Consider the following 14,044-nt stretch of genomic DNA (forward strand, 5'->3'; position numbering starts at 1 on the left):
AACTACTCACGAACGGACGTCAATGATGACTGTGCCTACACTCACCGGCCGGCAGCCGGCAGCTGCCCGCCGTCCGGGCCTGGCTGCGCAGCTGCTGCGCCGCAAGCCGATCGGCCAGATGGTCAGCGAGGCCGACAACGGCCACGGCGGCCCCAAGCTGGTCCGCAGCTTCGGAGTCCTGCAGCTGACCATGATCAGCGTCGGCGCCACCCTGGGAACAGGCATCCTGGTCATCCTGGGCGAGTCGGTGCCCCTGGCCGGTCCGGCCATTTGGATTTCGTTCGCCATCGCCGGCCTGGCCGCGCTGCTCTCTGCCGTCTCCTACGCCGAAATGGCCGGGCTCGTTCCCGTGGCGGGCTCCAGCTACTCCTATACCTACGCCACGATGGGCGAAGGCATGGCCTGGATCTGCGGCTGGTGCCTCGTGCTGGAGTACGCCGTGTCAGTAGCTGCCGTAGCCGTGGGGGCCGGCCAGTACGTCAACGAAGCCCTGGCGGTCTTCGGGCAGGTCCTGCCGGACTCCTTCTCCCAGCCGCCCGGCGACGGCGGCATCATGAACATTCCGGCCATGGTCATCGTGCTCCTGGCCACAATCCTGCTGGTCCGCGGTGCCCGTGAGAGCGCCTGGATCAACACTTCGATCGTTGTGGTCAAGGTGGGCATCCTCATCTTCTTCTGCGCCGTAGCCTTCACCGCCTTCAACGCCGGAAACTTCGAACCGCTCCTGCCGATGGGCGCAGCCGGGGTCTCGGCCGCCGCGTCCACAGTGTTCTTTTCCTACATCGGCTTCGATGCCGCCTCCACCGCCGGCGAGGAAGCCCGCAATCCCAAACGGGACCTGCCGCGGGCCATCATGCTCTCCATGCTGATCGTCACCACCATCTATGTCCTCGTGGCCGTCGCCGCCATCGGCGCCCGCCCCTGGGGCTGGTTCGACGGCACTGAGGCCGCCCTGGTCAGAATCCTCGAGGAGACCACCGGGCAGCCATGGATTGCGCTGGTCTTCGCCGTCGGCGCCGTACTGGCCATTGCCAGCATCGTCCTGACCGTCCTTTACGGCCAGACCCGCATCCTGCTCTCCATGTCCCGCGACGGCATGATCCCCAGGATCTTCGGCCGCGTCTCGTCCCGCACCGGCACCCCGGTTGCCGGCACCCTGATCGTGGGCGTCGCCGTCGCCGTCACCGCCGGGCTGGTGCCTCTCGGGGCCCTGGCGGACGCCACAAGCATCGGCACGCTCTTCGCCTTCGCCCTGGTCAACGTGGCCGTCATCTACCTCCGGCGCAACCGGCCCGAGCTCAAGCGCACCTTCCGCGTGCCGCTGTTCCCGCTGACGCCCATCCTTGGCGCGCTGATGTGTGCGTTCCTCATGGCCAACCTCGGCGCCGACACCTGGGTGGTCTTCGGCATCTGGATGCTGGTGGGCCTCGCAGCCTACTTCGGCTACGGCCGGCGCCACTCCAAGGTGGCGGCACTCAGCCACGAGGAATACCGTGAACTCAGCGGGCGCGAAACTTCAACACCGTCCACCACCGAACCGACGAAGGCAGACCTTTCATGACCATCGCCACCGAACTGCCGGTAAACGATCCCGCAGCCGTGCCCGGCCCCGCGGCCGCCTCAACACCGCGCCCGGCAGCCGACGCCCCCATCACCATGCTGAACCCGGATTTCCCCTTCAGCTATGACCACTACCTCGCCCACCCGGACGGCCTCGGCTCCGTCCCGCCGGCACTCTACGGCACCGAAGTTGCCGTGGTCGGGGCAGGACTCTCCGGCCTGGTCACGGCCTACGAACTGATGAAGCTCGGCCTCCGCCCGGTCATCTACGAGGCAGACCAGATCGGCGGCCGGCTGCGCACCGCCAGCTTCCCGTCGGCGCCGGGCGTGGTGGCGGACCTCGGCGGCATGCGGTTCCCGGTGTCCGGCAAGGCCTTCTACCACTACGTGGACCTGCTGGGCCTGCAGACCCAGGAATTCCCTAACCCGCTGGCCCCCGCCACCTCAAGCACGGTGATCGAACTGGCCGGGCAGAAGCACTACGCCAGCACTCCGGCGGACCTGCCGCCGTTCTTCCGCGAAGTGGCGGAGGCCTGGAAGGCAGCCGTGAACGACGGCGCCAAGTTCAGCGAGATGCAGGACGCCATCCGGGCGCGGGACACAACCCGGATCAAGGAGATCTGGAACGAACTCCTCCCGCTGATGGACGAACAGACGTTCTACGGCTTCATTGCGGCCAGCGAGTCCTTCAGGAAAGCGGGCTTCGCGCACCGTGAAGCCTTTGGTCAGGTGGGGTTCGGCACCGGCGGCTGGGATACCGACTTCCCCAACTCCATCCTCGAAATCCTGCGTGTGGTCTATACCGACGCCGATGACCAGCACCGCCTCATTGCCGGGGGAGCGCAGCGGCTCCCCGAGGCACTGTGGCAGCATGCGCCGTCGGGCATGGCCCACTGGCCGGAAGGAACGTCACTGGCGTCGTTGCATTCAGGCTCCCCGCGCGGGGCAGTGGACCGGATTAGCCGGGACGCCAACGGCGACCTGCGCCTGCGCGAACGCTGGGGCCGGGAGGCGTCCTATCCGGCCGTGGTCACCACCTGCCAGTCCTGGCTGCTGTCCACCCGGATCCACACTGAAGAGGCCCTGTTCCCGGCGGAGCTGTGGACCGCGATCGAGCGCTCGCACTACATGCAGTCCTCAAAGACCTTCGTAATGGTGGACCGCCCGTTCTGGAAGGACACCGACCCGGCGACCGGCCGCGACGTCCTGTCCATGACCCTGACCGACCGGTTGAACCGCGCCACGTACCTGCTGGATGACGGCCCGGACAAGCCCGCGGTCATCCTGCTCTCCTACACCTGGAACGACGACGCGCTGAAGTGGCTGGCGCTCGACGCCGACCAGCGGGTGGAGCTCATGCTGCACTCACTCGAGCAGATCTACCCGGGCGTGGACATCGCGAGCCACATCATTGGCCAGCCCATCACGGTCTCCTGGGAGGCGGACCCCAACTTCATGGGCGCCTTCAAAGCGAACCTCCCCGGGCACTACCGCTACCAGCAGCGGCTGTTCACGCATTTCAAGCAGGACCGCCTGCCCGAATCCCAGCGCGGGATCTTCCTGGCCGGCGACGACGTTTCCTTTACCGCCGGCTGGGCCGAGGGCGCCGTGACCACCGGCCTCAACGCGGTGTGGGGCGTGGTGAACCACCTTGGCGGGCACTCCGCTGCCGGGAACCCGGGCCCGGGCGAGCTGCTCGACGCACTGGGCCCGATCAGCCTGGACTGAAACAGCTTGAGGACGCAGAATCGGTCCGGGGACACCCGTTTTTGGGCGTCCCCGGACCGATTCCGTGTCCTGGGACGGGAAGCGCGTCCTAGCCGTGCATTTCGCGGTGCGCCTGCGCGAGTTCGCGGTAGTGCGCTGCGTTGCGCTGCACGCCGTCGTACTCCTCGTCGGTGAGCTCGCGCCGGACTTTCGCCGGGACACCGGCCACCAGTGAACGCGGCGGGATCACCGTTCCTTCGAGAACCACGGCGCCGGCCGCCACCAGCGAGCCGGCGCCGATCACCGCGCCGTTGAGGATGGTGGCGCTCATGCCGATGAGGCAGTCGTCCTCAACGGTGCAGCCGTGGACCACCGCACTGTGCCCCACGCTGACCCTGGCGCCCACGGTGCAGGGGAATCCGGGGTCGGCGTGCAGCACCACGTTGTCCTGCAGGTTGCTGCCGGTGCCCACGGTGATGGCGGCGGTGTCGGCACGGACGGAGACGCCGTAGAACGCGCTGGAGTCCTCGGCCAGGGTGGCGTTACCGATCACGGAGGCGCTGGGTGCGACGAAGACTGAGGGATGGACGTCCGGGCTGGTGCCGGCAAAAGGATAAAGGGGAGCCATGAGCCCAGCCTAGGACACTGTTCCCGTCAGCGTTTGGAAGCAGGCTCCGGACGCTGACTTAGTGCCTAGTGACGCCGCTGCTGTGACTCACTAGCATTGGGCCATGGAACTTCGGGGCTTGGACCTTCAGGGTTTGGAACTTCGTGTACCGCAGCTACGGAAGAACGGCGGCGGGCCCAGCCTGTTCCGCCAAGCCGTGGGGCGGCTTGAACGGCTGGAAGCCCTCGACGCGGCCGTCCGGGTGGCCGAGCCGCGGGCCGGCCGCTTGGTCGAAAACGAGCGGATGCGAAGCGTCCTCCATGGCGATGCAACCGGGATACCTTTGCACCCCATCCTGACCGATGTACCTTTCGGCGCGTGGTTCATGGCCATGTATCTCGACCTGTTCTCCGATCCCGGGACGCAGCGGGCTGCAACCCGGCTGGTGGGACTGGGCGTGCTGGCCGCGGCGCCCACTGCTTTGACCGGCTGGGCCGAATGGGCGCTGGCCGGCCGGGCGACTCGGCGGGTGGGCATCGTCCACGCCGGGCTGAACGGTGCGGCTGTGCTGATCTTCCTCGGATCCTGGACCGCGCGGCGCCGGGGCAGGCACAAGCTCGGCGTCCGGCTGGCACGGTTCGGGGGCATCCTGCTGATCGCCGGCGGATTCCTGGGCGGGTACATGGGCAGCGCCCGTCGGGGTGCCTAGGACCTCCCGCCTTCCCCAACTAGGTAGCAGCAGGTGTCGTTATGAGCGCTCATAACGACACCTGCTGCTACCTAGTTGGGTCAGGGCAGGGGAGCCCGGAGGATCAGGAACTGGTAATGCTGCGTCCAGTGCCCCGCACCGGGGCCTGATTCGGCGCCCGTTCCCTCCGGCCACGTGATGAATTCCTCGATCTCGCCGTGCCTGCCGAAGATCTGCAGGACGGACGCGTCGCTGCGACGGCTGAAAAAACGCGGCGGCTCTATTTCGTCTTCGGGGTTAAGCACTTCTTCGTCGTCACCGGACCAGAGTCCGACGGCGATCAGCGCCCCGGGCGCTGCCACCCGCACCAGTTCCCGGACGACGCCGTCAATGTCCCGGTTGGGGATGTGCAGCAGCGTGCTCATGCTCCACACTGCCGGGAACACGCCGTCGGCAAAGGGCAGGCTCCGGACGCTGGCAACCGAGACGTTCAGCCCTTTGGCCGTTGCTATCCGCACATGCTCTTCGGACAGGTCAACACCGGTGTAGTGGATCCCCGCCTGGACGAATTTCAGCCCGTCGAGCCCCAGGCCGGAGCCGATTTCCAGCACGCCGTGCCGGCCTTCGGCCTTCAGCCTGACGATGAACCGCTCCCGCTGCTCCACCCGCTGGGAGGCCAGCGGGTGCTCCGGCTGAAGGACCGCGCGCTGGTTGTAGAACGTGGCGAGGCGGTCCTCGCCGCTGTGGTCCCTGGCGACGTGCTCCCTGGCGACGTGCTCCTCAGCGGGGATCTCCATGGCCGGCGTTACAGACTAGTTGAAGACCACGGTGTTGTTTCCGTCCAGCAGCACCCGGTGCTCCGCGTGCCACTGGACGGCCTGGGCCAGGGTGCGGCCCTCCACATCGCGGCCCATCTGCACGAACTGTTCGGCGGTGCGGCGGTGGTCCACCCGGATGACTTCCTGTTCGATGATGGGTCCCTCGTCCAGCGCGGCCGTGACGTAGTGCGCTGTGGCGCCGATCAGCTTCACTCCGCGGGCGTGGGCCTGGTGGTAGGGCTTCGCGCCCTTAAAGGAAGGGAGGAACGAGTGATGGATGTTGATGGCCTTGCCGGTGAGCTCCGTGCACAGGTCGTTGGACAGGATCTGCATGTAGCGGGCCAGGACGGTCAGCTCCACGCCTTCCTCCGCAATGATCTTCCGCAGCTGGTCCTCGGCCTGGACCTTGGTGTCCGCGGTGACGGGGATGTAGTGGAACGGAATGCCGTAGAACTCCGCCAGTCCGGCGAGGTCCTGGTGGTTGGACACGATGGCCGGGATCTCGATCGGCAGCGTGCCGGAGCGCTGCAGGAACAGCAGATCGTTGAGGCAGTGGGCCGACTTGCTCGCCATCAGCAGCGTGCGGACCTTGCGGCCCGACGGGTTCAGGCTCCACTGCATGCCGAACGCATCCGCTACCGGTTCCAGCGCCGCGTACACGTCAGCCTGCGAGCCGGCCGTCGTTGCCTCCACCCGCATGAAGAACGTGCCGGTGGTCTGGCTGCCGTACTGCTGCGAGTCCGTAATATTGCAGCCCGCCACCAGCAGGGCTCCCGCGACGGCATGCACGATGCCGGGACGGTCCGGGCAGGAAAGGGTCAGTACGTAGGCGGAGGTCAGCTGGTCTTCAGTCACGAAGAACAGCCTACCCGCGGCGGAGGCTGTGCTTTCGACGGGATTCGGCGGGGATTCGAAAAGGTTTTGATAGTCTTAACCGGTCGCAACTGGCGTTGGATGGCTAACCATCAGGGAGCGGCACCTACGAAGACCACGGATCGTACGCCTGGGCCGAGGGTCATGTTTTGCCGGCAGGCAGCTTAACCGCTGCCGTCCCGTGGCGCCATGCTGCCCGTAAGCAGGGCATGCCCGTAACCAAGGGGCAGCGCAACGTTCCAGCCGGTAGCCTGACCTTAGCAGCGCCCATCCCTAGCCAGGAGTTTTTCGTGACTACTTCACCGACTTCCGTCAGCACTTCCTCCACCGTCAGTAACCTGCCGCTGGCTGAGCTCGATCCCGAGATCGCCGCCGTACTGGACCAGGAGCTTGGCCGCCAGCGCGGCACCCTGGAAATGATCGCTTCCGAAAACTTCGCCCCGCGCGCCGTCATGGAAGCCCAGGGCTCCGTCCTGACCAACAAGTACGCCGAGGGCTACCCGGGCCGCCGCTACTACGGCGGCTGCGAATACGTGGACATCGCCGAGCAGCTGGCCATCGACCGCGTCAAGGACCTGTTCGGCGCCGAATACGCCAACGTCCAGCCACATTCCGGTGCACAGGCCAACGCCGCTGCGCTGTCCGCCATGATCACGCCCGGTGACAAGATCCTTGGCCTCTCCCTGGCCCACGGCGGCCACCTGACGCACGGCATGAAGCTCAACTTCTCCGGCAAGCTCTACAACGTGGCTGCCTACCAGGTGGAGCAGGACAGCTTCCGCGTGGACATGGACAAGCTCCGCGAGCAGGCCATCGCCGAGAAGCCCCAGGTCATCATCGCCGGCTGGTCCGCCTACCCGCGCCACCTGGACTTCGCCGCCTTCCGCTCCATTGCCGACGAAGTCGGTGCGCTGCTCTGGACGGACATGGCGCACTTCGCCGGCCTCGTGGCTGCAGGCCTGCACCCGAGCCCGGTGCCGCACTCCGACGTCGTCACCTCCACCGTGCACAAGACCCTCGCCGGCCCCCGCTCCGGTGTAATCCTGGCCAAGCAGGAGTGGGCCAAGAAGCTCAACTCCAACGTCTTCCCGGGCCAGCAGGGCGGCCCGCTCATGCACGTCATCGCTGCCAAGGCCGTTGCCTTCAAGATCGCCGGCACCGAGGAATTCAAGGAGCGCCAGGAGCGCGTCCTCGAAGGCGCCAAGATCATCGCGGACCGCCTGAACCAGGCCGACGTCGCAGAGGCCGGCGTCTCCGTACTCACCGGCGGCACCGACGTGCACCTGGTCCTGGTGGACCTGCGCAACTCGAAGCTGGACGGCCAGCAGGCCGAGGACCTCCTGCACTCCGTGGGCATCACCGTGAACCGCAACGCCGTGCCGTTCGACCCCCGCCCGCCGATGGTCACCTCCGGCCTGCGCATCGGCACCCCGGCCCTGGCCACCCGCGGCTTCGGCGCCGAGGAATTCACCGAGGTTGCCGAGATCATCGCCACCGCCCTGAAGGCCGGCTCCGCAACGGACATCGAAGCCCTGCAGGCCCGCGTGGACAAGCTCGCCGCCGACTTCCCGCTGTACCCGCAGCACGAGCAGTGGTGAACCCGTCCGTGGCCCAGACCGCGAAGATCCTTGACGGCAGGGCCGCCGCTGCCGCCATCAAGTCTGAGCTGACTGAGCGGGTCGCTGCCTTGAAGGCCCGCGGCGTCGTTCCGGGCATCGCCACAGTGCTCGTGGGCGCAGACCCGGCCTCGCAGCTGTACGTGTCCATGAAACACAAGCAGTCGGTGGAGATCGGGATGAACTCGATCCAGCGTGAGCTGCCGGCGGATGCCACCCAGGCCCAGGTTGAGGCCCTCATTGACGAACTCAATGCGGACCCCGCCTGCCACGGTTACATCGTGCAGCTGCCGCTGCCAAAGCACCTGGATACGGACGCCATCCTTGAGCGCATCGACCCCGCCAAGGATGCCGACGGCCTGCACCCGACCAACCTTGGCCGGTTGGTGCTCAACGTCAACGGCGAGATCACCTCGCCGCTGCCGTGCACGCCCCGCGGCGTCATCGAACTCCTGGAGCGCAACGGCTACAGCCTCGCCGGCAAGCACGTTGTGGTGGTCGGCCGCGGCGTCACGATCGGCCGCTCAATCGGCCTGCTGCTCACCCGGCGGGCTGTGAACGCCACGGTGACGCTGACGCATACCGGCACCGAGAACCTCTCGGAGCTGCTGCGGCAGGCGGACGTCATTGTGGGCGCGGCGGGTGTCAAGCACATCGTCAAGGCTGCGGACGTCAAGCCGGGCGCCGCCCTGTTGGACGTTGGCGTCACCCGTGAAAGCGACCCCGAGACGGGCAAGAGCCGGGTCCACGGCGACATTGAACCCGCGGCTGCCGAGGTAGCCGGCTGGATTTCGCCGAACCCCGGCGGCGTGGGTCCCATGACCGTGGCGCTGCTGATGACCAACGTGGTCGAAGCCGCCGAACGGCAGGTGGCAGCAGGCTAAGTGCCGGCCGGCAGCCAAAACTGCAGTAGGGCGCCTACTCCCGCGGGAGTAGGCGCCCTACGCCGTTAAGCCGACGACGCGGGGTGCCCGCCGCGGCTAGGCTCGGAGAATGCCGCGCCGATTCCAGGGTCCGCCCACTGCCTTCGTGGTGATCGCCGTGGCTGTGGTCCAGCTGGTGGGCACGGCATTCGCTGCCGCGCGCCAGCCGGACATGCGGCCCCTGGACGTCCTGGCTTTCGTGCTGCTGGTCGCTGGCCCCGCAGCGTTGTCCCTCCGGCGGCGGGCTCCGGCAGTCATGCTCCCCGCGGTGGCCGCTGCGACGCTCCTGTACCTGGCCGTCGGATATCCCTGGGGTCCCGTGCTGCTGTCCCTCGCGCTGGCCATCGTGTTCTCGGCGGCCGCCGGCAGGCGGTGGCAGACCTGGGCGGTGGCCGGGGCCTGCGCCGCAGCCCTGGCGGCCCACTATGCGGCCAGCGGCGACGACGGTGCACTCATCCGGGCTGTGGCCGGAACCTCGTGGCTGGTAATCCTGGTGCTGCTGGGGGAGGGCGCCAGGCTCCGCCATGAACGTGTGGCGGAAAGGCGCCGCCAGCAGGAAACCCGGGAACAGGCCGCCCGTGATGAATACCGCCTGACCCTGGCCAGGGACATCCATGACGTTGTGGCGCACTCGTTGTCCATGATCAATGTCCGGGCCTCAGTGGCGCTCCACCTGGGGGACCGGGATCCGGATCAGTTTCGCCCGGCACTGGAGGCCATCAAAGCCGCGAGCAAGGAATCCCTGGACGAGGTCCGCCAGTTATTGGGCGTCCTCCGGGATGATGTCCCGCTCCGTCCGGCGGCAGGGCCGGGGTTGCGCAGGATCCCCGAGCTTGCGGAGAATGCGCGCCGTACGGGGCTGGAGGTGAAGCTGCAGATGCTGCCGGAGGCCGGAGCGGCCAGGGCAGTTGCGGGGGTGGTGGAGGAAGCCGCCTACCGGATTGTGCAGGAGGCGCTTACCAATGTGGTGAGGCATGCCGGTGCCGGCCGGGCCGCCGTCGTGCTTGATGTGCCGGAGGACGGGCCCGACGCCGGGCAGCTCACCGTCACGGTCGACGACGACGGCCGCGGTGCGGCCGGGGCGCCGGAGGGCAACGGCCTGACGGGGATGCGGGAACGCGCGGCGGCGCTGGGCGGTACGGTCCGGTTCGGGCCGCTGCACCCGGGCTGGCGGGTCCAGGCGGTCCTGCCGCCTGGCAGCGCCAAGGATACGGGCAACCACCATGAAGGGCAGCAATGATCCGGATCCTGATCTCCGACGACCAGACGCTCATCCGCGCCGGCTTCCGTGCGCTCCTGGACGCCGAACCGGACATGGAAGTCGTGGCCGAATGCGGAACCGGCGACGACGCCGTGCGGCTGGCGGCACGGGAAAAGCCCGACGTCGTACTTATGGACATCCGCATGCCGCAGGGCGACGGACTGGAGGCGACCCGCCGGATCCTGGCCGATCCGGCGGTGCCCGGACCCCGGGTCATCATCCTCACCACCTTCGAGCTGGACGAGTACATCGCCGAGGCCGTCCGGGCGGGCGCGGCCGGATTCCTGGTCAAGGACACCGAACCGGAGGAACTGCTCCGCGCGGTGCGCGTGGTGCACGACGGCGATGCCCTCCTCTCGCCGTCCGTGACCCGCAGGATCATGGCCCAGCTGGCCCTGCAGCAACCCGCGGCCGGCAAGCCGGCCGACGCCGTGCTGGACCGGATCACCGACCGTGAACGCGAGGTGCTTGGACTGGTGGGGGAGGGACTGAACAACGCGGAAATCGCCGCCCGGCTCTTCATCACACCGCTGACCGCCAAGACCCACGTCTCACGGATCATGGCGAAGCTGCAGGTCCGCGACCGCGCGCAACTGGTGGTGCTGGCCTACGAAACTGGCCTGGTCCGGCCCGGCTGGAGCAGCTGACGCGGGCCCGCTGCCGCCAAGGGGGGAGTCTCCCGGGGGAGTACGGCGCGGGCCGCAAGTGCCTCCCCTCGCCGGACGACGGCGGGGCGTCCCAAAACCAGACTTGGAGCAGAGCCGAAATACGGCCCGTTGAGAAGTTTGGAGCTGACATGTTGACAGCAATGAGCACCGCCATCAGCACCGCGGCTGTGCAGGCGGCCGCACAGGCCGGGCAACTTCCGGCCGGCGTGGCCGCGCATGCCCCGTGGTACGACGGCGGTTTCTGGCCCTGGTTCCTGCTGTTTCCGCTGTTCTGGATTCTGGTGATCGGCCTGATCATTTTCGTCGCCCGCCGGACGTGGCGGACCAACCACCGCTGGGCGGCGCGGCAGGGCGGTGAAGGAGTGCTCCGGGAACGGTACGCGCGAGGGGAAATCGACGAAACGGAGTACCGTCAGCGCCTGGAGGTCCTCCGCGCGGAGGAAAAGTAGGTCCGCCTCCGGCGCCCTCCCCAACAGGGCGCCGGGACGGGGCCGGGCCTGAGAAAATCGAATGGATTTTTTGAGATTCAACTCTTTCTTTGTTCGAACGTGAGTACTAACGTTGTGTGGGTGCCTGAACTTGTGTCCAACGAAGAACTGTCAAGCAAACCATCCCGCAGCCAGACCCAAGGCGATCAGATGCAATACGTCATCACCGCCGAAAACCTCACCAAAACGTATGGCGACGTTACCGCCGTCGACGGTATTTCCTTCAGCGTTCCGGCCGGAGAGGCCTTCGGCCTGCTTGGCCCCAACGGGGCGGGCAAGTCCACCACCATGAAGATGATCGGCGGCGTCTCGCAGCGCACCTCGGGGAGCCTGTCCATCATGGGGCTGGACCCGGAGAGCCACGGGCCGGAAGTCCGCGCCCACCTGGGTGTCGTGCCGCAGCAGGACAACCTCGACGAAGAGCTCAAGGTCCGCGACAACCTGCTGGTCTACGGGCGGTACTTCGGGCTGCCCATGAGCTACCTGCGTCCCAAGGCGGACGAGCTGCTGGAATTCGCCCAGCTGACGGATAAGGCCAAGTCCAAGGTGGACGCCCTCTCCGGCGGCATGAAACGGCGGCTGACCATTGCGCGCTCGCTGATCAACGAACCCCGGATCCTGCTGCTGGACGAGCCCACCACGGGCCTTGACCCGCAGGCCCGGCACATTCTCTGGGACAGGCTGTTCCGGCTCAAGGAACAGGGCGTCACGCTGATCCTGACCACGCACTACATGGACGAGGCCGAGCAGCTGTGCGACCGGTTGATCGTGGTGGACAAGGGGCGGATCATGGCCGAGGGCTCGCCGGCCAGCCTTATCCGTGAATACTCCACCCGTGAAGTGCTGGAGCTGCGTTTCGGCTCGGAACGCAACGCCACGATCGGTGCCGAGCTCGAGGGCATCGGCGAGCGGCTGGAGACACTTCCGGACCGCGTGCTGATCTACGCGAACGACGGCGAGGCCGCCCTGGAGCAGGTGTCCGCCCGCGGACTGCATCCGCTCACCTCACTGGTCCGGCGGTCCTCCCTGGAGGACGTCTTCCTCCGCCTCACCGGCAGGAGCCTCGTTGACTGAGCAGCCCGCACCTTCCGTTTCGGATGCCGGCAGCGGTCCTGCCGCGCCCGTCCTGCTCCGCGCCCACTCACCGGCGGTGTCCGCCGCCCGGGCCCGCCGCTGGGGATCCTTCTACTATGCCGAGCAGGTCCTTCGCGTCATGAAGGGCTATGGCTGGACCATCGTGATGTACGGCGTGGGCCAGCCGGTGGCGTACCTGTTTGCCATGGGCGTCGGCCTGGCCACCCTCGTGGACACGAACAGCGAGGCGGCATTCGGCGGAGTCAGCTACCTTGCCTTCATCGCGCCGGCCCTGCTGATCTCGGCCGCCGTTATGACGGCAGCCAACGAATTCACGTTCCCGGTCATGGACGGGTTCAAGTGGAGGCGCGTGTACTACGGGCCGCACGCTTCGCCGCTCACCCCTGAACAGATTGCCTCCGGACACATCATGGCCGTGTCCCTGCGGTTCCTGCTGCAGTCCGTCATCTACTTCGTGGTGGTGGCGCTCTTCGGTGCGTCGCCGAGCGGCTGGGGCTGGGTGTCTGTCCTGGTGGCCACATTGGCCGGGCTCTCGTTCGGCCTGCCCCTGATGGCCTATGCCGCGTCCATCAAGGAGGACAAGGGGCAGTTCGCCATGGTGATGAGGTTCATCGTGACTCCGTTGTTCCTGTTCTCGGGGACGTTCTTCCCGCTCGATTCGCTGCCGCTTGCGGTGCGGTGGATCGGCTGGATCTCTCCGATCTGGCACGGCACGGAACTGGGCCGGGTCTTCAGCTACGGCTACGAGGAGCCGCCCCTGCTGACCATCGCCCACGTCGGGTTCCTGGTGGGCCTGGCCGTTGCCGGCTGGATGCTCACCAAGCGGCAATTCGTCAGGAGGCTGGGCCAATGAGCACGCTTACCGACGGCCACAGCGTCACCGAAGCGGCGCGGAACCGCCGCTTCGGCCCCATGTACTCGCGGAACGTCAAGGCAGTCATCGCCCGCGGGCTCATGGCCACCAAAAGCAGCAACTGGATGGTGATGCTGTCCGGTTTCTTCGAGCCGGTGCTCTACCTGATCTCCATGGGTGTGGGCCTGGGTGCCATCGTGGGTGCCGTTCAGGGTCCCGGCGGCCAGGAAATCAGCTACGCCGCGTACATTGCGCCGGCGCTCCTGGCCGTGTCCGCGATGAATGGCGCCGTGTACGACTCCACGTGGAACGTTTTCTTCAAGATGAACTTCGCCAAGCTGTACCAGGGCATGCTCTACACCTCCCTGGGCCCGCTGGACGTGGCCATGGGGGAGATCTTCCTGGCGCTGCTGCGGGGCCTGCTCTACGCCACCGGGTTCACCGCCGTCATGGGAGTCATGGGGCTCATCACCACGCCGTGGGCCATCCTGATGATTCCGGCCGCGGTGCTGATTGCCTTTGGCTTTGCCAGCTTCGGGATGGGGATCACCAGCTTCATGAAGACTTTCCAGCAGATGGACTGGATCAACTTCGTGATGCTCCCGATGTTCCTTTTCAGCGCCACGTTCTACCCGCTCAGCGTGTACCCGCAGTACATCCAGTGGCTCATACAGGCCATGCCCCTGTGGCATGGGGTGGAGCTGCTCCGGCAGATCAGTGTGGGGATTTTCAGCCCCGCCACCGCCATCCATGTCGGGTACTACCTCGTGATGATCGTGCTGGGGGTCATGCTCACCACCGGGCGGCTGCGCAAGCTGTTCCTGAAGTAGCGTTCGCCGGGGGTGGAAGCGGCCATTTTCACCTTCGCGCGTTTGAGACAATGGAGG

Annotated in this window: 14 protein-coding genes; 11 read left to right on the plus strand and 3 right to left on the minus strand. The window is 67.1% G+C overall.

All coding sequences use genetic code 11. The features are described 5' to 3' along the window. Window positions 1–25: 25 nt before the first annotated feature. On the plus strand, window positions 26–1,561 hold the full coding sequence (locus J2805_RS19330; RefSeq protein ID WP_309979158.1) for an amino acid permease: 1,536 nt from the start codon (window positions 26–28) through the stop codon (window positions 1,559–1,561). Then, entirely contained in the window at window positions 1,558–3,288 is a 1,731-nt protein-coding gene (locus J2805_RS19335; RefSeq protein WP_309979161.1) for a flavin monoamine oxidase family protein, read from the plus strand. Before J2805_RS19330 ends, J2805_RS19335 begins: the two co-directional genes overlap by 4 nt. Before the next feature lie 88 nt (window positions 3,289–3,376). On the opposite strand, the gene J2805_RS19340 is transcribed toward J2805_RS19335, so the two are convergent. Further along, complete coding sequence (locus J2805_RS19340) at window positions 3,377–3,895, minus strand: gamma carbonic anhydrase family protein (protein WP_309979163.1); 519 nt, start codon at window positions 3,893–3,895, stop codon at window positions 3,377–3,379. A gap of 103 nt (window positions 3,896–3,998) precedes the next feature. Between J2805_RS19340 and J2805_RS19345 the strand changes: the two genes are divergently transcribed. Further along, window positions 3,999–4,583, plus strand: coding sequence for a DUF2231 domain-containing protein (locus tag J2805_RS19345; protein WP_309979165.1), 585 nt, complete (start codon window positions 3,999–4,001; stop codon window positions 4,581–4,583). Between the two features lie 80 nt (window positions 4,584–4,663). Here the strand turns inward: J2805_RS19345 and J2805_RS19350 are convergent, their stop codons facing one another. Together J2805_RS19350 and purU are read right to left on the minus strand one after the other, a co-directional pair. Beyond that, a complete protein-coding gene (locus J2805_RS19350) occupies window positions 4,664–5,359 on the minus strand; it encodes a class I SAM-dependent methyltransferase (protein WP_309979167.1) in 696 nt (231 codons plus the stop codon). A 15-nt stretch (window positions 5,360–5,374) separates the two neighbouring features. Continuing rightward, entirely contained in the window at window positions 5,375–6,235 is an 861-nt protein-coding gene (gene purU / locus J2805_RS19355; RefSeq protein WP_309979169.1) for a formyltetrahydrofolate deformylase, read from the minus strand. Between the two features lie 308 nt (window positions 6,236–6,543). On the opposite strand from purU, the gene glyA reads away from it, so the two are divergent. From glyA to J2805_RS19395, 8 genes are all read left to right on the plus strand, one after another. Then, window positions 6,544–7,851: a serine hydroxymethyltransferase gene (glyA, locus tag J2805_RS19360; RefSeq protein WP_309979170.1), complete on the plus strand. Its 1,308-nt coding sequence runs from the start codon at window positions 6,544–6,546 to the stop codon at window positions 7,849–7,851. Window positions 7,852–7,859: 8 nt separating this feature from the next. Next, window positions 7,860–8,753 (plus strand): bifunctional methylenetetrahydrofolate dehydrogenase/methenyltetrahydrofolate cyclohydrolase, encoded by an 894-nt coding sequence (locus tag J2805_RS19365; RefSeq protein ID WP_309979375.1) that lies wholly within the window; start codon window positions 7,860–7,862, stop codon window positions 8,751–8,753. Between the two features lie 109 nt (window positions 8,754–8,862). Then, the gene (locus tag J2805_RS19370; RefSeq protein ID WP_309979172.1) at window positions 8,863–10,032 is read left to right on the plus strand and encodes a sensor histidine kinase; all 1,170 of its coding nucleotides are present in this window, start codon (window positions 8,863–8,865) and stop codon (window positions 10,030–10,032) included. Continuing rightward, complete coding sequence (locus J2805_RS19375) at window positions 10,029–10,700, plus strand: response regulator transcription factor (RefSeq protein WP_309979174.1); 672 nt, start codon at window positions 10,029–10,031, stop codon at window positions 10,698–10,700. The genes J2805_RS19370 and J2805_RS19375 overlap by 4 nt, the downstream gene beginning before the upstream one ends. A 149-nt stretch (window positions 10,701–10,849) precedes the next feature. Beyond that, the gene (locus J2805_RS19380; RefSeq protein WP_309979175.1) at window positions 10,850–11,170 is read left to right on the plus strand and encodes an SHOCT domain-containing protein; all 321 of its coding nucleotides are present in this window, start codon (window positions 10,850–10,852) and stop codon (window positions 11,168–11,170) included. A 189-nt stretch (window positions 11,171–11,359) separates the two neighbouring features. Beyond that, window positions 11,360–12,283, plus strand: a complete 924-nt coding sequence (locus tag J2805_RS19385) for an ABC transporter ATP-binding protein (RefSeq protein WP_309979377.1) — start codon at window positions 11,360–11,362, stop codon at window positions 12,281–12,283. Then, window positions 12,276–13,157 (plus strand): ABC transporter permease, encoded by an 882-nt coding sequence (locus J2805_RS19390; protein WP_396134433.1) that lies wholly within the window; start codon window positions 12,276–12,278, stop codon window positions 13,155–13,157. Before J2805_RS19385 ends, J2805_RS19390 begins: the two co-directional genes overlap by 8 nt. After that, a complete protein-coding gene (locus J2805_RS19395) occupies window positions 13,154–13,987 on the plus strand; it encodes an ABC transporter permease (RefSeq protein ID WP_309979178.1) in 834 nt (277 codons plus the stop codon). Before J2805_RS19390 ends, J2805_RS19395 begins: the two co-directional genes overlap by 4 nt. Window positions 13,988–14,044 lie beyond the last annotated feature (57 nt).

The sequence above is a fragment of the Arthrobacter oryzae genome (assembly GCF_031454875.1).
Taxonomy (GTDB): domain Bacteria; phylum Actinomycetota; class Actinomycetes; order Actinomycetales; family Micrococcaceae; genus Arthrobacter; species Arthrobacter oryzae_D.